23 protein-coding genes are annotated in these 20,761 nt (G+C 44.4%); 9 read left to right on the top strand and 14 right to left on the bottom strand.

The window, feature by feature from the left end:
* Positions 1 to 4: 4 nt before the first annotated feature.
* From Xkoz_RS11385 to rfaQ, 3 genes are read right to left on the bottom strand one after another with little or no spacing between them, the layout of a single operon-like run.
* Positions 5 to 1,105 carry a glycosyltransferase gene (locus tag Xkoz_RS11385; RefSeq protein WP_099142277.1) on the bottom strand — a complete coding sequence of 367 codons (1,101 nt, stop codon included), beginning with the start codon at positions 1,103 to 1,105 and terminating at the stop codon, positions 5 to 7.
* Positions 1,102 to 2,232 (bottom strand): glycosyltransferase family 4 protein, encoded by a 1,131-nt coding sequence (locus tag Xkoz_RS11380; RefSeq protein ID WP_099142276.1) that lies wholly within the window; start codon positions 2,230 to 2,232, stop codon positions 1,102 to 1,104. The genes Xkoz_RS11385 and Xkoz_RS11380 overlap by 4 nt, the downstream gene beginning before the upstream one ends.
* Positions 2,229 to 3,293 (bottom strand): putative lipopolysaccharide heptosyltransferase III, encoded by a 1,065-nt coding sequence (gene rfaQ, locus Xkoz_RS11375; RefSeq protein ID WP_099142275.1) that lies wholly within the window; start codon positions 3,291 to 3,293, stop codon positions 2,229 to 2,231. The genes Xkoz_RS11380 and rfaQ overlap by 4 nt, the downstream gene beginning before the upstream one ends.
* A 222-nt stretch (positions 3,294 to 3,515) precedes the next feature.
* On the opposite strand from rfaQ, the gene waaA reads away from it, so the two are divergent.
* The 3 genes from waaA to coaD are packed head-to-tail and all read left to right on the top strand — an operon-like array spanning position 3,516 to position 6,053.
* Positions 3,516 to 4,793 carry a lipid IV(A) 3-deoxy-D-manno-octulosonic acid transferase gene (gene waaA / locus Xkoz_RS11370; protein ID WP_099142274.1) on the top strand — a complete coding sequence of 426 codons (1,278 nt, stop codon included), beginning with the start codon at positions 3,516 to 3,518 and terminating at the stop codon, positions 4,791 to 4,793.
* Positions 4,793 to 5,602, top strand: coding sequence for a glycosyltransferase family 2 protein (locus Xkoz_RS11365; RefSeq protein ID WP_099142273.1), 810 nt, complete (start codon positions 4,793 to 4,795; stop codon positions 5,600 to 5,602). Before waaA ends, Xkoz_RS11365 begins: the two co-directional genes overlap by 1 nt.
* Positions 5,568 to 6,053 carry a pantetheine-phosphate adenylyltransferase gene (gene coaD, locus Xkoz_RS11360; protein ID WP_099142272.1) on the top strand — a complete coding sequence of 162 codons (486 nt, stop codon included), beginning with the start codon at positions 5,568 to 5,570 and terminating at the stop codon, positions 6,051 to 6,053. Before Xkoz_RS11365 ends, coaD begins: the two co-directional genes overlap by 35 nt.
* A 29-nt stretch (positions 6,054 to 6,082) precedes the next feature.
* Here coaD and mutM read toward each other — a convergent pair whose 3' ends face one another.
* The 8 genes from mutM to radC all read right to left on the bottom strand — a co-directional run bounded on the left by mutM (position 6,083) and on the right by radC (position 13,159).
* The gene (gene mutM / locus Xkoz_RS11355; RefSeq protein ID WP_099142271.1) at positions 6,083 to 6,892 is read right to left on the bottom strand and encodes a bifunctional DNA-formamidopyrimidine glycosylase/DNA-(apurinic or apyrimidinic site) lyase; all 810 of its coding nucleotides are present in this window, start codon (positions 6,890 to 6,892) and stop codon (positions 6,083 to 6,085) included.
* Positions 6,893 to 7,011: 119 nt separating this feature from the next.
* The gene (locus Xkoz_RS11350) at positions 7,012 to 8,190 is read right to left on the bottom strand and encodes a glycosyltransferase family 4 protein (RefSeq protein ID WP_099142270.1); all 1,179 of its coding nucleotides are present in this window, start codon (positions 8,188 to 8,190) and stop codon (positions 7,012 to 7,014) included.
* On the bottom strand, positions 8,171 to 9,292 hold the full coding sequence (locus tag Xkoz_RS11345; RefSeq protein WP_099142269.1) for a glycosyltransferase family 4 protein: 1,122 nt from the start codon (positions 9,290 to 9,292) through the stop codon (positions 8,171 to 8,173). Before Xkoz_RS11345 ends, Xkoz_RS11350 begins: the two co-directional genes overlap by 20 nt.
* A gap of 16 nt (positions 9,293 to 9,308) precedes the next feature.
* Positions 9,309 to 10,298, bottom strand: coding sequence for a glycosyltransferase family 9 protein (locus Xkoz_RS11340; protein WP_099142268.1), 990 nt, complete (start codon positions 10,296 to 10,298; stop codon positions 9,309 to 9,311).
* A 190-nt stretch (positions 10,299 to 10,488) separates the two neighbouring features.
* Complete coding sequence (locus Xkoz_RS11335; protein ID WP_099142267.1) at positions 10,489 to 11,607, bottom strand: glycosyltransferase family 4 protein; 1,119 nt, start codon at positions 11,605 to 11,607, stop codon at positions 10,489 to 10,491.
* Positions 11,608 to 11,767: 160 nt separating this feature from the next.
* Complete coding sequence (rpmG, locus tag Xkoz_RS11330) at positions 11,768 to 11,935, bottom strand: 50S ribosomal protein L33 (protein WP_010847629.1); 168 nt, start codon at positions 11,933 to 11,935, stop codon at positions 11,768 to 11,770.
* 11 nt (positions 11,936 to 11,946) lie between these two features.
* Complete coding sequence (gene rpmB, locus Xkoz_RS11325; protein ID WP_038239873.1) at positions 11,947 to 12,183, bottom strand: 50S ribosomal protein L28; 237 nt, start codon at positions 12,181 to 12,183, stop codon at positions 11,947 to 11,949.
* A gap of 283 nt (positions 12,184 to 12,466) precedes the next feature.
* A complete protein-coding gene (radC, locus tag Xkoz_RS11315) occupies positions 12,467 to 13,159 on the bottom strand; it encodes a RadC family protein (RefSeq protein WP_099142266.1) in 693 nt (230 codons plus the stop codon).
* 283 nt (positions 13,160 to 13,442) lie between these two features.
* Here radC and coaBC point away from each other — a divergent pair, with 283 nt between their 5' ends.
* From coaBC to slmA, 3 genes are all read left to right on the top strand, one after another.
* The gene (coaBC, locus tag Xkoz_RS11310; protein ID WP_099142265.1) at positions 13,443 to 14,687 is read left to right on the top strand and encodes a bifunctional phosphopantothenoylcysteine decarboxylase/phosphopantothenate--cysteine ligase CoaBC; all 1,245 of its coding nucleotides are present in this window, start codon (positions 13,443 to 13,445) and stop codon (positions 14,685 to 14,687) included.
* Positions 14,665 to 15,123: a dUTP diphosphatase gene (gene dut, locus Xkoz_RS11305; protein ID WP_099142264.1), complete on the top strand. Its 459-nt coding sequence runs from the start codon at positions 14,665 to 14,667 to the stop codon at positions 15,121 to 15,123. Before coaBC ends, dut begins: the two co-directional genes overlap by 23 nt.
* 127 nt (positions 15,124 to 15,250) lie before the next feature.
* Positions 15,251 to 15,850 (top strand): nucleoid occlusion factor SlmA, encoded by a 600-nt coding sequence (gene slmA / locus Xkoz_RS11300; RefSeq protein WP_099142263.1) that lies wholly within the window; start codon positions 15,251 to 15,253, stop codon positions 15,848 to 15,850.
* 250 nt (positions 15,851 to 16,100) lie between these two features.
* Here the strand turns inward: slmA and pyrE are convergent, their stop codons facing one another.
* Positions 16,101 to 16,742, bottom strand: coding sequence for an orotate phosphoribosyltransferase (pyrE, locus tag Xkoz_RS11295; RefSeq protein ID WP_099142262.1), 642 nt, complete (start codon positions 16,740 to 16,742; stop codon positions 16,101 to 16,103).
* A gap of 92 nt (positions 16,743 to 16,834) precedes the next feature.
* Positions 16,835 to 17,581 (bottom strand): ribonuclease PH, encoded by a 747-nt coding sequence (rph, locus tag Xkoz_RS11290; protein WP_099142261.1) that lies wholly within the window; start codon positions 17,579 to 17,581, stop codon positions 16,835 to 16,837.
* Positions 17,582 to 17,706: 125 nt separating this feature from the next.
* Here rph and Xkoz_RS11285 point away from each other — a divergent pair, with 125 nt between their 5' ends.
* The 3 genes from Xkoz_RS11285 to Xkoz_RS11275 all read left to right on the top strand — a co-directional run bounded on the left by Xkoz_RS11285 (position 17,707) and on the right by Xkoz_RS11275 (position 19,462).
* Positions 17,707 to 18,570: a YicC/YloC family endoribonuclease gene (locus Xkoz_RS11285; RefSeq protein WP_099142260.1), complete on the top strand. Its 864-nt coding sequence runs from the start codon at positions 17,707 to 17,709 to the stop codon at positions 18,568 to 18,570.
* Between the two features lie 275 nt (positions 18,571 to 18,845).
* Entirely contained in the window at positions 18,846 to 19,067 is a 222-nt protein-coding gene (locus Xkoz_RS11280) for a type II toxin-antitoxin system Phd/YefM family antitoxin (protein WP_047962450.1), read from the top strand.
* Positions 19,064 to 19,462 carry a type II toxin-antitoxin system death-on-curing family toxin gene (locus tag Xkoz_RS11275; RefSeq protein ID WP_099142259.1) on the top strand — a complete coding sequence of 133 codons (399 nt, stop codon included), beginning with the start codon at positions 19,064 to 19,066 and terminating at the stop codon, positions 19,460 to 19,462. The genes Xkoz_RS11280 and Xkoz_RS11275 overlap by 4 nt, the downstream gene beginning before the upstream one ends.
* A gap of 225 nt (positions 19,463 to 19,687) precedes the next feature.
* Here the strand turns inward: Xkoz_RS11275 and Xkoz_RS11270 are convergent, their stop codons facing one another.
* A complete protein-coding gene (locus tag Xkoz_RS11270; RefSeq protein WP_099142258.1) occupies positions 19,688 to 20,743 on the bottom strand; it encodes a TPM domain-containing protein in 1,056 nt (351 codons plus the stop codon).
* Between the last annotated feature and the right edge of the window lie 18 nt (positions 20,744 to 20,761).

Here is a 20,761-nt window from a genome sequence, read left to right as displayed (position 1 = left end):
ATTATTACTGTATCAAATCCAAATAACGACCAAGCACAATTTCCAAATCGAATTTTTTATACATATTGTCCGTAATAACGGGTGGATTTTGATAAACCAATCGCATTTTTTTAGCTAATGATTCAGCAGTCAGTTCAGATTTATATTGTTCCAATTCACCGACCATAATCTCGCTGATACCACCTGGGCAATTAGTGCTGACAATAGGGGTATGACAAATCAGCGCTTCAATCAAAACATTGCCTAACCCTTCACTATCAGAACTTAAAATAACCGCTTTAGCCCCTCGTATTACGGGTAATGGGTTGACCAAAAAACCAATTAGAAAAACTTTATATTGTAAACCAAGTTCCTCTATTTTTTGTTTAATTGCTTTGGTCATTACACCATCCCCCCCACCAGCAATTAATAACTTGCAGGGAAGATCCGCTTTGGCAAAAGCCTCCAATAAGCGGTCGTGACGTTTTACATTATGAAAACGCCCTAAATGAAGAAAGTAGGTTTCGTTGGAATAAGGATTTATTTCCAAAGAATTTTTTCTAATTTCAGCCAGATTAAATGGATTATAAATAGTGACCATTTGTTTAGGCGTCAACGATACGTTTTCTTGCAAATCCAAACCAACGGCATCAGAAACACAAATTAAGTTACGATCTTGATAAACACGTTGAATTTTCCATTTCTTAATCCAACGCGATAATCCCGTTTTGTTTTCAAGATATGATTTTGAAAATACACCATGAATACAAAACCATACATTTAAATCCGCCAGTATCTTGGACTTCGCAACAATACGATCCGTTTTATGCAAGTTAGATACCACTAACACAGGTGTACCTTTTTGAGAAAAAACCTTAGCCAGAACTTTATCCATAGATTTAGCTCTACGAACAATTTCAGTCTGTCTTCGAAAAGGCCCTCTATATTCATCAGCATTAATGATTAATTCAACATGATCGGGGATCGGATATTCACATTTTTCAGAAAGAGATAACAACGTAATATCAAAACCTTTTTGTTGCAGGCCACGACATAAACGGATTGTCACATTTTCGGCTCCCCCTCCCGGTAATCCATCAATGATAAATAGAATATGTCCTTTCATAGGGAAAGCACCTTACTATACAGTTCCGTAAGTTGGAGAGACAAATAAGCGGGAGTAGAGTTTACTATTTTCTCTTTTGATAACATTGAAAGCTTACTGGTCAAATGGTCTGCTGGCACTAAAGAGATAGATTCAGCCAACGCTAAAATATCGAGAGCGTCACAGACAAAGCCATTTTCACCTGAAACAACGAATTCAGCGCCCCCACAAGTGTCACTGGTTATGACCGGCAAGCCACATGCCATCGCTTCCAAAATAACATTTGGGAAAGGGTCATATAACGTTGGCAATAACAATCCATCTGCCATTTGATAAAAGGGTAATGTCGTTTTCTGTACCCCCAAAAATCGAACCCGTTCATGACAACCCAGTGAGTTAGCCAATTGTTTATATTTGCTTGCTTGTTTATCCTGACCAATCACAACCAAATAAGCGTCCGTCATGCTGATGGCTTCTACCGCCGCTTTCAATCCTTTTCTTTCAAAACCAGAACCCACATACACAAAACATTTTGCTTGTGCAGGAATCGCATATTCGTGCCGTAATGCGAGCCGTTCAGCTTCTCCGACAGAAAAAAATTGTGACTGATCAATGGCATTATAGATAACAGCGATCTTTTCATCGGGCAGGCCAAAATCTTCCATCACCTCGCGCTTGACCATCTGTGAGTTGCAAATGACCTTTTTTAATTCAGGGGAGGAATACATTTTTTTTTCAGCTCCCATGACATAGCGATGATAACGGCTGGCAAAAAGCAATTTGCTTTTCCAAGATGGCAAGATCCGTGATCTTTGCTGCAACCAACGCCAATGAACGCCATCCCCTGCTCGGTATACATCACAACCGGCAATTCGCTCATGGCTTTGAACAATATCAAATTTCTCTTTTTGCCAAATGAGCCTGGCGGCATCAGCAAATCCCTTTTCCCGGCTAATCCGCCCCCATTTAACAGGATTGGCCAAATGTATATGCCAATGAGGATTGCAGCTTCCTTCCCAAGAGCGAGTAATGACGTTTAATTCTAAACTGTCATTATCCAGTGCCTCAAGCGCCCTGGAAATAAAACGTTCAGCACCCCCATCAGGCCGATATTTTTGCCGGACAATAGCAAGGCGCATAGGTTTCATGATAAATATCTCCGGGCAGCAGTAATCACGACATCAGTAGGGATAAGATCCAGATAACGGGTATCTGTTTTGGTATCAATATCATCAGGATCCGGTAATTTACCGTAATTCCCCGCCCAAATCACTTCCCCGTTAACCTGCCACGGACTCCAGAAAGCTAATTTAGAGGGCCCAAACAGTGCAATGCACGGTGTTTTCAGGGCAGCAGCCATATGCATGGGAACAGAATCAACGCCAATAAACAAATTAGCATGGGCAATCAAAGCCCCAAGCTGAGGTAACGTAATCTGACCGGCTAAAGAGACAATATTTTCTTGATGACAGGCTGATAAAATTTCCTCTACCATCTCTTTTTCTCGTGATTCCGTTCCTGATGTCACAACAATTGAATGGCCATCGGCTTGCAAGGCATTAATGGTTTCACTCATTTTCTCATTATTCCAGCACTTGAAAAACCAGCGAGATGCCGGGTGAATAACGATATATTTGTGATGAATGCCACCCATGTGTAAAAGGTTTGATACCTTATGCCAATCGTCTTCACTATAACTCATTGTGACATTGAAATTGAGGCTGGAAAGATTAATCGGTTTCAGTGCTAATAAATTCTGCTCAACGATATGTAGGGAGTCTTCACCTTCAGTGGAAACCAAATCACTGAAACAGGTTTTCCATAACCCGTTTTGTCGCTTGGGAAAATCAAAGGCGATACGAGTTGGAGCACCAGAAATCTTAGATACCAGAGCACTGTACCACTGATCGGCAAGGTTAATGATGAGATCGTATTTTCTTTTCCTCAACTGATTGAGTAAACGCCAATGATGAATGATATACGCTTTTGTACCTTCTTTTTTCCACTGTCTGTCAACGGATAAAATATGGGATACATAATTGAAATTCATCAACATTGGCTCAGTTTCTTTGTACAGTAAGACATCAACCTCAGCGTCAGGAAAATTGACTTTCAACGTATTCACAACAGGTGTGATAAGCAATGTATCACCATGATGTCTTAGTTTTATGATCAGAATCTTTTTAAACCTAGGGGATATTTTACCCATTGCATTTCCAATATTCGCGATTGAGGCAGAAATCTTCTTAATTATATTCTAAAGACAACAACTTCCTCCTTCCATCTTTAGATAGTTAAGTATACTCATCTGGCGCACCCACTGCCCTCCCTTTCTTCTTGGAAATCGGGGCGCAATATATCCGCATTTTACACACTTTCTTCAAGGCAATGTGGTACTATAACCGCAGTCCATATCAGTGAATTTGATAGAATGTTGCTTCGTTTATATCAGGTACTTCTCTACCTTATCCAGCCTATTATCTGGTTACGTCTGCTGCTACGCAGCCGCAAATCACCGGCGTACCGCAAACGCTGGGGAGAACGTTATGGCTTCTGCGCCAAAAAGGTGGCTCCAGGTGGGATCTTACTGCATTCCGTTTCGGTTGGAGAGACATTAGCGGCTATTCCGCTCGTGCGGAGCTTACGGCACCATTACCCCTTTTTACCCATTACCATAACAACCATGACACCGACAGGCTCTGAAAGGGTTCTGTCTGCTTTGGGCTGTGATGTTAACCATGTGTATCTTCCCTATGATCTGCCTGGCTCCATGAAACGTTTTCTTGATCACGTAAACCCTAAGTTAGTGATCATTATGGAAACCGAACTATGGCCAAATCTGATCACCCAGTTACACCAACGGGAAATCCCGCTGGTTATCGCCAACGCAAGGCTATCAGCCCGCTCTGCGGCGGGATATCAGAAAATTAGCCACTTTATTAAAATCATTTTAAATAAAATCACGTTGATTGCCGCACAAAATCAGGAAGATGCTGAACGCTTTATCGAGTTGGGTTTAAGGCGTTCCCGGCTCTCCGTGACAGGAAGCCTTAAGTTCGATATTTCTGTCACACCAGAACTCGCAGCAAAAGCGGTTACACTGCGTCGCCAATGGGCTCCCCATCGCCCGGTATGGATAGCAACCAGTACCCATGATGGGGAAGAGACAATTATTCTGGATGCCCATTGCAAACTGCTTAAACAATTTCCTGATCTGTTGTTAATTCTGGTGCCTCGCCATCCTGAACGTTTTGGTAAGGCCGCTGAGTTAACTCAAAAAGCGGGATTAAACGCGATCTTGCGCAGTGCTGATACTATTCCTGATGCCAATGTGCAAGTCGTCATTGGCGATACCATGGGCGAATTGATGCTGCTGTACGGGATCGCTGATCTGGCTTTTGTCGGGGGAAGTCTGACAGAGCGCGGAGGGCATAATCCACTGGAAGCGGCAGCCCATGCCATTCCGGTTATCATGGGGCCGCATACATTCAACTTTAAAGATATTTGTGCCAAGCTGCATAAAGCAGATGGATTGATTACGGTTACGGATAGTCAATCATTAAGTTCTGCTATCAATAGCTTGTTGATAGACGAAGATTACCGACGCTATTACGGCCATCACGCAGCAGAAGTCCTGCATGAAAACCAAGGCGCTCTTCAACGCTTGCTAAAATTACTGGAGCCTTACCTCCCGCCAAGGAGCCATTGATGATTGCAAAAAAACGGCTGTCTGTTGTCATGATCACCAAAAATGCCGCGGATGTGATTGCAGATTGCCTGCTTTCTGTGAATTGGGCGGATGAGATTATCGTCCTGGATTCCGGTAGCACTGATATCACTTGTCAAATAGCCGACGAAATGGGTGCAAAAGTCTACTCAAATACCCAATGGCCAGGCTTTGGCCGGCAACGGCAGCTTGCACAATCCTATGCCAGCGGTGATTACATCTTTATGATTGATGCCGATGAACGCGTAACCCCGACACTAAAAGCATCCATCGAACAAGTTCTGGCTAATCCTGATGACCATAAAGTCTATAGCTGTGCACGCCTCAATCTGTTTATGGGACGATTTATGAAGCACAGTGGCTGGTATCCCGATAAGGTGATCCGTCTTTATTGCCGTGAACGTTACCAATACAATGACAATCAAGTTCATGAATCCCTTGATACTCAAGGTGCATCAGTCGTGACACTAAAGGGTGACTTACGTCACTTGACCTGTCGTAACCTGATGGAGTTTCAGCAAAAACAATTAAATTATGCGAGAGATTGGGCAAAACATCGCTACGAGCAAGGTCAAAAAACCCGTTATTCTTCCATAATCAGCCATACGCTGGGCGCATTTTTCAAAACCTGGCTATTAAGAGCCGGTTTTTTGGATGGAAAACAAGGTCTGGTGTTGGCAATTGTGAATGCTCAATATACATTCAATAAATACGCTGCACTTTGGGAAATGAGCCAAACAAAGAGTAAATACCACGATGAAAAGAAAAGCGATTTATCCCGGCACCTTTGATCCCATCACGTATGGTCATCTTGATATTGTGACTCGTGCCGCAAACATGTTTGACCATGTTTTATTGGCTATCGCCAATAGTGATAGAAAAAATCCCATGTTCAGTCTGGAAGAGCGTATCGCGTTGGCAAAAGAAGTCACCGCTCATCTGGATAATGTTGATGTCGTTGGGTTTAGCGAGTTAATGGTTAATTTTGCCCAAAAGCAGCAGGCTAACATCCTGATCCGCGGCGTTCGTTCTGTTTCCGATTTTGAATATGAATGGCAACTTGCCAATATGAATAAACATTTTATGCCAGAGCTGGAAAGTGTCTTTTTATTGCCTTCCCAAACCCTGTCTTTCGTTTCATCATCCTTGATCAAGGATGTTGCACGCCATGATGGTGATGTTTCGTCTTTCCTGTCAGAACCCGTTGCACAGGCAATGCTAAAAAAGTTGGGTAAATCATAAAAGGGGCAATTATCCGCTGCCCCAATCGGTTAATGCTGGCACTGACGACAAAAAAAGGTACTGCGCTGCCCCAATTTTACACAAGCAATTTTCTCACCGCATATCGGGCAAGGCTCACCTTTTTTACCATAAACAAACAGCTCCTGAGCAAAATACCCTGGCTTACCATCAGATTGCAAAAAATCCTTCAATGTTGTTCCACCTTGCTCAATGGAACGACGTAAAATCTGTTTGATGATATCGGCCAACAGATGGGCTTCCGGCTGTGTTAGTGAACCCACTGGCCGTTCAGGCGAGATACGCGCAACGAACAACGCTTCGTTAGCATAGATATTCCCCACACCAACGACAATTTTGTTATCCATCAGCCAAGGTTTAATCGCGGTTTTTTTGTTGCGGGAAAGCGTGTAAAGGTATTCACCATCAAACTGGTCGGAAAGAGGTTCAGGGCCTAAATGAGCCAGTACGGAGCACTCTTTGAGATTATCACTCCATAACCACGCACCAAAGCGTCGGGGATCGGTATACCGGAGAATTTTACCATCAGCCATAATCAAATCGACATGATCATGCTTTGCTGGGGGCTGTTCATCCAACAAGACACGCAAGCTGCCAGACATGCCCAGATGGATAATGATCCAACCTTCCGGCAACTCAAGCAACAAGTATTTTGCCCGCCGCTGAACGCTCAATACTGGCTGGTCTGAAAGCGTCATGATTTGCTCGGAAACAGGCCAGCGCAAACGTGAATTTCTGACCTCAGCATATTGGATCACATTCCCAACCAAGTGCGGTTCAATCCCCCGGCGACTGGTTTCTACCTCTGGTAGCTCCGGCATACCCACTCCTTGAATAAATTATCTACAACATTGCCTGAGAACAGGCATCTAAGCCGATTACAATACCGTTTTCATGTCTCATTTGCAGCCAGATTTGATAGGAATAACGGGCAAGAGAGTTACTGAGACAATTTTTCTGCTATCACACCCATAATTAACTTCGCGCGCTGATCCCAGTTAAAACGCTCTGCCACCAGTCGTTGCGAATGGTCAACTTTCGCCATCATTTCAGTGGGATGATTAATCAGCCATTGGATCTGTTCAGCAAAACTCTCTGCATTTTCACTATCAGCAAAATTTACCGCATTTTCATCGACAGCATCACGAATGGAAGGCAAGTCAGAAATCACCACAGGCTTGCCCATGGCCATATATTCAAAAAGTTTGAGGGGAGAGGTATAACGACTGCCAATACTGGTTTTCGTCAATGGCAGAACACAAATATCGCTGCCCGCAATAACCTGAAAGCGTTTTTGGGGTTGGACAAAACCAAGGAAATTGATTTTATCACTCACACCAATCTGTTCAGCCGACTGCCGCAATCGCTCAATTTGTTCCGTAGTCCCCCCAGCGATGTTCAGTTCAACATGATCCAGGTAAGACATGGCTTTCATCATTGTTGGAATACCTTTCCAACGATGTAAGCTGCCCAAATAAAGTATTTTTTTAGGTAACGCACTGTTGCGATCGCTGCCTGCAAGCATTTGTTTAGCAGATTCAACTGCCAGCATATCCACCCCATCGGGCGCCACAACAATCGGGGTTTTGACCTTGTATTGCGTATAAATATCTTCTCGCAGTAGCGAAGTTAAGGCGAAAATAACCGTCGAGCCAGCATAAACCTGCTGTTCAATTGTTCTTAATTTATGGTATTTACGCTGGTTTCTACGATTGAGCGAATTGTGGGATTCTTCAAACGACTGAGCAAATACTTCATGGCTTTCAAAGAAATGGGGGATATCAGGATGATGACACAGCAGGTAATTCGCCATTTTAATATTGCGCGTAAAGAGGGCATCAACCTGATGCATCTTAAGCCAGCGCGAAACCTGCCAATAAAACAGTTTTTGGGTATTTAGCGGGAAATACCACTTTCCACGTATATCGTGCAGGGCGATTAGCTCCACAGAGGGCGGCAATGGCCTGCCAAGGATATCCTCAACTTGGCTTTGGCCTTTTGGGGTAATCAGGCAAACACGATGCCCCTGACGCGCAAAAGCGTCTACATTCTGCAAAATTTGCAGTGATGCCACCCGGTAATCGGGCACAGGATAAGGATCAATATACGCAATTTTCATTATTTTTTATGGCGTTCAATAAACGGCTAGCAGAATGTTCCCAAGTGTACATCGCTTCAATCCTCTGGCGAGCAGATTTACCCATCCGTTCTCCCCTATCCGGCAAGGATAAAAGATGATTCACCGCATCAGAAATAGCCACAGCATCACCCGGCGTCACCAAGATACCAGCACGGCCTTCATTACCCACCACTTCCGGTATTCCGCCAATATAACTGGCAATGACAGGGCGTCCACATGCCATCGCTTCTGCAATAGTAATACCAAATGCCTCATCACCAATACTAGGGAAAAGACCGGCATCACCCGCCGCATAAAACTCAGGTAGTTGATCATGACTAACCGGAGGGTGAAAAATAACGGATTTTTCCAGATGCAAAGTAGAAACCCGTTTTTTAAGTGATTTCAAATCTTCGCCTTCACCAATAATCAATAATTTTACATCCTTGTCCCGCAGCAAAGCCATTGCATCAATGGCGACTTTCATGCCTTTCCAGCCAACCAACCGGCCAGCAAACGTTAATAGAAACGTTTCTTCACTGATATCCAATCGGGTTCGGACATCCGAGTCAGCGGGTTTAAATTTATCGATGTCTACCCCATTATAGATGACGCTGGGAAATTGCTTGAAATGATGCTGAATCTGCCAGGCATTAAAATGGCTACATGCAACCCATGCAGATATTTTTTTACCCAAGACCCGATCCCCTTTAAAAAAACTGGTTCCACCGCTCATATAGCAAAATTGGGTATGGGCTGTTTTAGGCATCATTCTGGGCCAGAAAAAATCAAACGGCTTGGTCAAAATTACCCAATCAAAATTTTCAGCAATCACTGTTGCACGAGCGTGGCGGGCAAAAGAATAACGCTCAATAATGCGTTGGAAGCGACGCCCAATGTTAAGCACACGTTCCCTAGGGATAAATGGAAAAGTATGAATGTGGATATTTCTTCCGTTTAATGCAGGCCGAACATCGCCAGTACCACCGAAAAGATGAACTTCATGCCCCGCGTCTGTCAGCGCCTTAGCTAACTCCCAAACAGCGGTTTGAATGCCGCCATACGACATAGTCACGGTGACATCGATAAATCCTATCTTCATCTTGTTCACTATCCTTTCATTCATTTTTCAGTAAGTTCTGAACAGAATGCCAGACTTGATCTACCGATATTGCTGACATTGTATCTTGACGAGTTGCTTGTCTATTATCTACGGGATGTTCAATCACCTCTAATTTGGGATGTTGCTGAGGTGCGAGAAAACGCCCAGGGTGAAAACTGTGATACAGGGCAACCATGGGTATCCCCAAGGCGCCAGCCAGATGGGTTGTTCCGGTATCAACACCCACATACAAATTCAGTTGATTCATGATTGCCGCATTTTGCCGCATCGTCGTCTTACCTGCCAATGATGAGCATCGACTTGCGCCCAATTTTTCAGCCAGACTTCTCGCACTGTCTTCACCCTCTTTACTGCCTAACAACAAAATATGCGCATGCGGGTAATCACGATAAATACGTTGGGCTAATTGGTAGAAGTGTTCTACAGGCCAGTCACGATAGGCTTTTGCAGGAAAACTCTGTAACTGAAAACCAATCCTTAATTGCCGTTCTATGCCTTGCTGCTGAAGAAAATCGCTGGCGTATGCCTCCTCACACGGGCTTACATTATATTGCAAACGCCAATTATTGACTTCAACCCCAAGCGCATTAATTAACAGTGCCCTTTCCTGTTGTGCCGGCATCAATTCCCCAGGCTTTGCAACAACATACTCATTTGATTTTCTGGCAGAGATATCCGAAAAATAAACGGTTAAATTTGCTACACGTTTGGCATACTGCAAGAGGGATTTATCTTGGCCGTAGACTAATGCCAGATCATAATGGCGACGAGAAAACCAGCCACGCCATTTAGCTTTGCCTTTTGAAAAAACGTTTAATTCACTAATTAAATCGATATTTTCAAGGATTTCTTTTGTTTTTTTATGCACAAATATATCAATATTTACCTCTGGCCATTTTTCTTTCAGGGCGCGAATAACCGGAGTTATTAGCAGGGTGTCACCAAAACGGGCAATATTGACGATTAGAATATTTTGGGGTTGCATAATAATGAATATTAAATTATCAATCCAAGGATTGTGGCGCTTAAGGGACTATACAGTAAAGTGACTCAATGTTCTATTTACTGTTAATAAACATAACAAACACAAAAATTAAAGTTAATTATATTTCAATCAGTTAAATGAAGATATTGCGTGTTCTGCCAATACAGATATAAATCAGATAAACCCAATATTACCGCTTATTTTTTATACTGCGATGAAAAATAATCTCCATGTTTTCTAACATATTTTCCATGCCAAATAAGTGAACCGCCCGTTGCAGTGAAGATTCGCCCATTCGTAAACGAAGTTCTGCATCATGCATTAATAAGTTTAATTTTTCTGTTAATTGTTCGACATTTTTAGGTTCGATAATATACCCCGTATCGCCATCAATCACAGCTTCTGTAATCGCCCCCACTGATGTAGACACCACCGGTAATCCACATGCCATTGCCTGCATGATGCCTTGGGGTACACCTTCATTACCAAACGAAGGTAAGGCAAAGATATCCATTGCGTTTAAGCAATCAGGGACATCCTGACGGTTGCCAAGAAAAATAACACTTTCCGTCAGCCCTTCCTGCTGAACTCGCGGCGCTAAGTTCTTTCTCTGAGGACCATCCCCCACAAACAGCAATTGCCAATCAGGATAGCGTTGATGAAGGATTTTCCAACTATCAAGCAGATAACCATGACCTTTCCAGGTTCTCATGGTGGCGACAATACCTAGCGTTGGCTTATCTTTGATACCAATGCGCTGGCGACTCAATGCCTTGTTTTTAGGATGGAAACGGGACAAATCGATCCCTGTCGGCACCGAGGTCATATGAGACAGGGGATAATCATTATGTACATGCAGATATTGGCGTAGCTTTTCCCCGGTTGTCACAATATGCTGGCCGGCGTGCAAATAGAGCCAACGGGTTGCAATAGATTTTGAAACATGGGTCGAAACATGACGAGTTCGGACTATCGGCGGCATACCTTTTAAGGTGGCACATGCCGCCGCCACTAGCCAGGAATCGGTAGAACTATGCGTATTGATGACATCGAATTGGCGGCCTTCTGTTTTTAGCCAACGACGCATTGCCCGAAGGCAGGAAAGGCGCTTTTTTTCAATTGGAAGTGCCACAACAGGCACACCATAATGAGGGGCTTCACGATAAAGGGTTGACGTTGGACAACAAACGATAACGACATGATGTCCACGTTGCATCATGCCCTGAGATTCCGTCAGGATACGGATTTCCTGCCCTCCCCAGCCACACGATGATTCTGTATGTAAGATATTCAAGGTCTTTCTAACCATTTTAGCGCTACGCCTGACAGTTCATAATTAAAAAAACGGTAGTATAACTGAACAGTACATGGGCCGACACGCACAACCCGATTGAAAATTGACTACCGTGCGTTATCAACAGATATAAAAAAACCCAGCAGAGTGCTGGGCTTTTTATAATCCACTAAAATTACTTAATTTTAGCTTCTTTGTACATAACATGCTGACGAACAACTGGATCGAATTTTTTCATTTCCAGTTTTTCAGGCATAGTACGCTTGTTCTTCGTCGTGGTATAAAAGTGACCAGTACCAGCAGAAGAAACCAGCTTAATTTTATCGCGAATACCTTTAGCCATTTTTCAGCTCCTTAGTATTTCTCACCACGGGCACGCAGTTCAGCCAGAACTGTGTCGATACCCTTTTTGTCAATCACACGCATACCTTTAGCAGATACACGCAGAGTTACAAAACGTTTCTCAGACTCAACCCAGAAACGGTGAGAGTGCAGGTTAGGCAGAAAACGACGTTTAGTCGCGTTTAATGCGTGAGAGCGGTTGTTACCACTCACCGGACGCTTGCCAGTAACTTGGCAGACTCGGGACATGTCTATATCTCCAAAAATCAAATCAGCTCGAGCTTTGTATTGGGTGTGACCGCCTCGTCAGGCTTAGGAGCCCATCTCAGCAAACTTTCTTTGACGGTGAAAAAGAAGTTACTGAAAAAAGAGCGTCACCAAAAGGACTCACATGTTCCCAGTAAAAAAACTTACTGAGATAGGCTCTTCTCGTCAAACCCAAGATCCTCAAAGGTGGCGTAGTATACGCCCTCATTCGCTGATGCTCAAGTCCCGAACAACTAAGATCTGATCGTATCGCGAAAAAACGATATTAAATCCAACCTCTTTCCATAAATGAAACACAAGATTGTTTACCAATGACGATATGATCCAAAACCTTAACACCAACCAAGTCACAAGCCTCCATAATTTTTTCGGTCACCAATTTATCCGCCAAGCTAGGCTCTGGATTACCGGAAGGGTGATTGTGGGCCAGAATAATGGAGGCGGCATTAACTTTGACGGCCTGTTTCACAATTTCACGCGGGTGAACTTCAACTTTGTTTATCGTTCCTTTAAACATTTCATCATGGCAGATAACTTGATTTTGGTGCGTTAAAAACAGCACCACAAAGACCTCCCGATCTTGCCAGGATAATAAATCCTGCAAATAACTCTGGGTTATTGTGGGGCTGCTCATAATATCTTCATGGATAAATTGACTGGAAAAAAAACGCTTCGCCAATTCAGATATCGCCTGCAATTGAACATATTTACATTGCCCCATCCCCTTATGTGCACAAAAGTCAGCATAATCAGCGGAGAGCAAGTGATAAAGCGAACCAAATGATTTCAGCAGATGTTCTGCCATTTGCACGACAGGGACACCTCTGGCTCCTGTACGCAAAAAGATAGCCAATAACTCCGCATCTGTTAGGGAAACCGCCCCATAAGCCAATAATTTCTCGCGGGGAAGCAGATTTAAATGCAATTCTTCGCTTCTTTCCATTACCGTTAAATCCATCACACCCTTCCCCCCTCAATCCCCGTTGTTTCCGTCCCTTGCCCTATATCCCCATAACGTGGGGAACCATCAAACCATGTCCATTCTTCCGCGATATTTATGCGCCTACATTTATGTACCTACTATTCCATGATGAAAAAATCAGCGCCAGTTCGATTTACGCGGCTTGCGCAGCGCTTCGCAAACTTACCCTTTTTGGTTGGCTAAATAGGGCGGGTTCTCAAACCCATATTTTCTTGTGATAGAATCTTAAGGAATTGCAACTGACCTCTGGACAATCAAAATGACAGGATTTTCCGGCAAACCATTTTCTGAACATGCGCTTTCTGGTAAACAGATAGTCCTCGGAATCAGCGGAGGGATCGCCGCTTACAAAACGGCCGAACTGGTGCGCCGCTTACGTGAACGCGGTGCTCAGGTACGCGTTGCCATGACGCCCGCAGCAGAAGCCTTCATCACGCCACTGACCCTACAGGCAGTATCTGGTCATCCCGTCTCAGATGATCTTCTCGATCCGGCAGCCGAAGCCGCCATGGGACATATTGAACTGGCAAAGTGGGCTGATTTAATTATTCTCGCACCCGCTACGGCTGACCTGCTGGCTCGCTTAACCGCAGGCATGGCGAATGATTTAGTTACCACAATCTGCCTGGCTTCCGCTGCCCCCATTGCGGTTGCACCAGCCATGAACCAACAAATGTACCGTGCACAGGCAACCCAACATAACCTGAACGTACTTAAAGAGCGTAATGTCTTAATTTGGGGCCCAGACGAGGGCAGCCAGGCATGTGGTGATGTTGGTCCAGGGAGAATGCTAGAGCCGATGGCAATCGTCGAACGAGCAATGCAACATTTCACCGCTGAGCAAAATCTTTCTGGTTTACGCATCGCCATTACCGCAGGACCAACCCGTGAAGCCTTAGATCCTGTTCGTTTCATCAGCAATCATAGCTCCGGTAAAATGGGATTTTCCATTGCACAAGCAGCAGCAGAGCGTGGTGCTGAAGTGACATTAATTACCGGCCCCGTTAATCTGCCCACACCGCAGGGCGTTAAACGTATTGATGTCAGTAGTGCGCTGGAAATGCATGAGCAGGTTCAGGCCACCGCGGCTTCACAGCATATCTTTATCGGTTGCGCTGCCGTGGCTGACTATCGTTTTAAGCAAATTTCAACGGAAAAAATCAAAAAACAAGGTGATGAAATCACGTTTACACTGGTAAAAAATCCTGACATTGTAGCCAGCGTTGCTGCACTGGAAAAAAATCGTCCCTTTGTCGTTGGATTTGCAGCCGAAACCCAGAATGTGGAAGAATATGCCCGCGGAAAACTCAAGCAGAAGAATCTGGACTTGATTTGCGCGAATGATGTATCCCTGGCTGGACACGGTTTCAACAGCGATACTAACGCATTACATCTATTCTGGCATGCTGGTAGTGTTCATTTGCCCCACAGTGGTAAATTACAACTCAGCCACCGCTTATTAGACGAGATACTCAAACGCTATGATGAAAAAAATCGACGTTAAAATCCTTGATCCCCGCATCGGGCAAGAATTCCCTTTACCGACTTATGCAACACCTGGCTCTGCGGGTTTAGATTTACGAGCTTGTCTGGATATTGCAGTGGAACTGGCTCCTGGCCAAACTGAACTTTTGCCAACGGGAATTGCGATCCATATTGCCGATGAACGAATGGCGGCAGTTATTCTCCCTCGTTCTGGTCTGGGACACAAACATGGCGTGGTTCTGGGCAATTTGGTGGGACTTATCGATTCAGATTATCAGGGACAATTGATGGTTTCAGTTTGGAACCGTGGTGATAAAACGTTCACCATCGAGCCAGGCGAACGTATCGCCCAAATGATTTTTGTGCCCGTAATACAAGCTGAATTTAATTTGGTTGAAGATTTTGAGGAGAGCCAGCGCGGCGATGGTGGATTTGGTCATTCCGGTCGTCAATAACGTTCCATAAGGCCTGATATCGTCAACCGATTTTCATATTTTTTGCCCACAATGTCTTGGCAACAATAACATTGTGGCAAGAAATAGCTGGATTTGTTTTGCTGTTTTAGCAGGGGTCTTACCAGACATGGCAGAAAAAGAACGAATAAAAAAGAAAAATAGACGTGAGGAAATCTTGCAGGCACTGGCACATATGTTGGAATCCAGTGATGGCAGTCAACGCATTACGACTGCAAAACTCGCCGCAAACGTTGGTGTTTCTGAAGCAGCCCTTTACCGTCATTTTCCGAGTAAAACCCGGATGTTTGACAGCTTGATTGAGTTTATTGAAGATTCCTTAATTTCACGTATCAACCTGATCCTGCAAGATGAAAAGGATACCATCACGCGCATTCGGTTAATCCTCGCCCTTGTTTTGGGCTTTGCGGAAAAAAATCCGGGATTGACCCGCATCATGACCGGCCATGCTCTGATGTTCGAACAAGACAGATTGCAAAATCGCATCAACCAGCTATTTGAGCGAATTGAAATGCAACTTCGTCAAATCCTAAAAGAGAAAAAAATCCGTGATGGGCAAGGCTTCACTTATGACGAATCCGTGTTGGCATCACAGTTACTGGCGTTTTGTGAAGGGATGCTCTCCCGTTTTGTTCGCTCTGAATTTCGCTATCGTCCGACAACGGAATTTGCAATACGCTGGCCATTGATATTGACCCAACTACAGTAACCTACCACTACAATAGCTTATCGCGGCATCGTGAGTTCATATCTGTATACAGTGAATGATAACGTGCGGATTTTTTGTTGGGTTGTGTTAACATATTCCCATTCGTTGAGTTCACAACCTAGTGACTCAATAATGGCATAATCCTTATCATATTGATGAGATGCCATTTCTACTACTCACCCCGCCCATCCTTGGGCGCGGGATTTTTTTTGCTCAATCACAATGACTGACAGGCAGCCTTTGCTGACCATCAAATACCATATTCTTTGCGATAAGTTTCCACGGCTTCCAGATGAGATTGCATCTCTGGGTTTTCACGCAAGTAACTTACCAAATCATTCAAAGTAATGATGGAGAAAACCTGGCAATGGTAGTCACGTTCAACTTCTTGGATCGCTGAAAGCGTTTCACGCCCACGCTCTTGACGATCCAGACACAAAATCACACCCGATAGCGTTGCTCCGTGCTGTTTAATAATTTCCATCGACTCACGGATCGCCGTACCTGCGGTAATGACATCATCCACAACGACAACATGACCTTGCAGGGGGCTGCCAACCAGCAATCCACCTTCACCATGATCTTTCGCTTCCTTACGGTTAAAACAATAAGGCATATCGAGATCATGATGTTCAGCCAATGCGACTGCGGTCGTCGTTGCAATCGGAATCCCCTTATAAGCTGGCCCAAACAGCAAATCGCACTTAATTCCGCTATCCAGCAGCGCTGCGGCATAGAAACGACCAATCAACGCCAAATCACGTCCAGTATTAAACAAACCCGCATTAAAAAAGTATGGGCTTTTGCGACCGGATTTCAGCGTAAATTCGCCAAATTTCAGCACCTGTTTTTTCAGTGCCAGCTCAATAAATTCGCGCTGATAGGCTTTCATTGGGTTCTCCTCTTTGATCTTTTCTCATTCATGACTCTATTGCAGGTAAATTGCAGGCATAAAAAAGGCGACTCTTCAGCCGCCTGATTGATTTATGCTTTTAATGGCTCTTGTTCTAACGCATCTCGCTGCGCTTTGAAAATCGTTTCCAGCCCCTCTTTTGCCAGTGACAGCAATGAGAGCAATTCATCATGGCTGAAGGGTTCACCTTCTGCGGTTCCCTGCACTTCAATCATTCTGCCGTCATCCATCATGACGATATTCATGTCAGTTTCAGCCGCAGAATCTTCGACATATTCCAGATCACAACGTCCTTCACCCTCAACAATCCCAACTGAGACTGCCGCAACCATCGCTTTCAGTGGACTTGCTTTCAATTTGCCTGCTGCAACCAGCTTATTCAGGCCATCAACCAATGCCACACAAGCACCGGAAATAGCGGCGGTACGCGTACCCCCATCCGCCTGGATCACATCACAATCCAGCGTAATGGTAAATTCACCCAGCTTTTTTAAATCGACGGCAGCACGCAATGAACGTGCAATCAGGCGTTGGATTTCCATCGTACGGCCTGTTTGCTTGCCTTTGGCGGCTTCGCGCGCATTACGGCTATTGGTCGCCCGCGGCAACATGCCGTATTCGGCAGTGATCCAGCCCTGCCCCTGGCCTTTCAGGAAACGGGGAACGCCTTCTTCAACGGAGGCATTACATAACACTTTGGTATCCCCAAATTCCACCAGAACAGAACCTTCCGCATGTTTGGTGTAATGACGGGTCATTTTAATAGGACGCACCTGCCCCGCTGCCCTTCCCGCCGGACGCTTTCCTACTAAGCTCATAGTGTGATCTCCGTTGTTCGTACATTATTGGGGGCGCATTATACGACCTAAAGTGGCGAATGCCTATCCTGCATCTATAGGGGACGCTATAATCCGCCCATCATTTTATACATTGAGAACGAATTATGATCCGTAGTATGACTGCCTTTGCGCGGCGAGATATCAAGGGAAGTTGGGGAAATGCAGCATGGGAACTGCGTTCCGTCAATCAGCGTTACCTGGAAACCTATATCCGCCTGCCAGAGCAATTCAGAAGCCTTGAACCTGTCATCCGTGAGCGCATTCGTTCCCGCCTGACACGCGGTAAAGTGGAATGTAACCTGCGTTTTGAGCTAGATACCCTTGCCCAGGGTTCCTTAATTCTGAATGAAAAGCTGGCAAAACAACTGGTTGAAGCAGCAAGCTGGGTTAAACAGCAGAGTAATGAAGGTGAAATTAATCCGGTAGATATCTTGCGCTGGCCGGGCGTGATGTGCGCCGAAGAGCAGGATTTAGACGCCATCAGTACGCAGTTGCTGGCGGAATTAGATCTGACGCTGGATTCTTTTATCCAGAGTCGTGAAACCGAAGGGCAAGCGCTTAAGACCTTGATTGAGCAGCGTTTAGATGCGGTATCGGTAGAAGCCGCTAAAGTCCGAAAACACATGCCGGCAATCCTGCAATGGCAGCGTGAACGCTTACAGACCAAGCTGGAAGAAGCACAAGTTCAGTTAGAGAATAATCGCCTTGAACAAGAATTAGTTTTGTTGGCTCAGCGCGTCGATGTGGCTGAAGAATTGGATCGTTTGGATGCCCATGTCAAAGAGACACGAAATATCCTGACGAAAAAAGAAGCCGTCGGTCGCCGACTGGATTTTATGATGCAGGAATTTAACCGCGAATCGAATACATTGGCTTCAAAATCAATTAATGCCGATGTGACGAATTCAGCGATTGAGCTGAAAGTCCTGATTGAGCAAATGCGCGAACAGATCCAAAATATTGAGTAGGGTTTCATAACCTCGCAGATAATATCAAAAAGCCAGTTACTACAAGTTATTACTGGCTTTTTTAATATCAGAATTACGGATCAAATCACAACACATTAAGGGAAAACCGCGTTAAACAGATAGACAATAGAAGCCATTATGATGGAGTTAACCCACCAGCAGAGGGGAACAAAACCAGCACTGAGACAATTAAAGGTAATCCGTACCGAGATCTCGATTGTTGATTAATCGTCCAAGACATGTACAATTAATATGTACCTATTTGGAGACATATTATGCGTACATACACCTCAACCCAAGCACGAGCCAATATTTCAGAAGTGTTGGATGCTGCTACCCACGGCGAACCTGTTGAGATTACTCGTCGAGACGGCAGCTCAGCTGTTGTTATCAGTAAGGCAGAATTCGAGGCATACCAGAATGCCAAACTGGATGCAGAATTCGATTCTATTATGCAGCGTCATGGACATACAGTAGAGGCACTGACAAACCGGTGATATGGGTCAGTGCACAGGACGTTATCGCTTTTCATGACCGTATATTACAGCGGCTTCCCGGCGTTGCTGGAATGCCCGACTCTGGCAGAGCCGAAGCACTCATATATCGAGTGCAAAACCGTACACACTACGAAGGCGTAACAGACATTTTTGAACTTGCAGCTACCTACTGGGTTGCTATTGCTCGCGGTCATATCTTTAATGATGGTAATAAGCGCACAGCGTTTTTCGTTACCATGACTTTTCTTTACCGCAACGGTATCAAGATCCGTGATAACGACAATACACTGGAAAACTTAACGGTAGATGCAGCTACGGGCGAGAAAACCGTTGACCAGTTGGCGCAGCACCTACGCGAATTGGTGGACTATACTCACCCAAACTGTAAGACATAATCACAACTTATTTTTTATGAGGATGGGTGAACACCTCGTTTTACCGTGTACCAAACTAAGATATTGAATATCATCAATCCAATAATGACGCGGATTAAGGTCGTATACTCAATGAATAAATCCAGGGTTTCATAAAGACGGATGACATTGAAAAAATCCAGTAATTCACAGATATTACTGGATTTTTTCAGGGATATCTTTTGACGGTCAAGAAAAAATCAGACCTTACCAATTGCCGGAAGCACCACCACCATCACTGCTACCGCCACCGCCGCCGGAAAGTTTGTCATCATCGTCATTATCCTCGCCACTTTCTGTACGTTCAGGTCTAGAGCCACCGAACAAGCCACCAAAAAGGCTGCTGAATGCGCTTTTTAATAATGAAAACACGGTAGAGATCGCCAAAAATACCAGAATGATCGGCAACAGGAAGACCAACAGATAAAACTCTGCCGGAATGGAAGAAAATAATCCAACCAGAGTCAGTAAATAGGTTCCTGCCGCTATGGTCACGACACATTTAAGGGAACGCTTAAACCAGTGTCCCTCACGGAAGACCTTCATTGGCAAAAGGAACAGACTGATCAGCCAAAAAAACAATAGTGCGGCAATGTCTTTGCCCGATATCTTACTGAATGCGCCGTCGCCCTCTTCTGAGAAAGCCGATGTCACTTTCGTTATTTCTTTATCGATCCCTGCTTGTTTAGGCTGTTTCAGCAATGTATCAACTGAATTAATGGCATTGCTGATGCCCTCAAAATAAGCCTTTTCTTTGAAAGCCGGTTTCACTTCTTCACGTAAGATACGTGCAATCTTGCCATCAGTTAATTGATTTTCTAAGCCGGAACCTACTGCGATACGCATTTTGTGGTCATCGGACGCGATCAAAAACAAGATACCATCATTGCTCTCTTTACTGCCCAACTTCCATTTATCAAATACGCGGGAAGAAAATTTCTCAATAGTCTCGCTGCCAATGGTCGGGATAATCAGGACAGCCATCTGTACCTTTTCTTGAGATTCCAGTTTTTTCAGTTGGCGGGTCAGGCGTTGGCTCTCTTCTTTTGTCAAAACCTGAGAGATATCTACCACGCGCTTGTTTAACACAGGAACTTCAACCGTGATGGTTTCTTGTTTTATCTCTCCAGCCGATACGCTGCCTATTCCAATAAGCAATAAAAACAGTACAAAAAAATGTTTTATTTTCAATATAGCGTTTATTTTCGGCTGTATTTCTCTGGCATTACAACTATCCGTTGGTATATGGGAAATGATCAACATTAAATATCCTTATCTCTT

This window comes from Xenorhabdus kozodoii, assembly GCF_002632875.1.
Taxonomy (GTDB): domain Bacteria; phylum Pseudomonadota; class Gammaproteobacteria; order Enterobacterales; family Enterobacteriaceae; genus Xenorhabdus; species Xenorhabdus kozodoii.
This window is presented reverse-complemented; position numbering and strand designations above follow the sequence as displayed.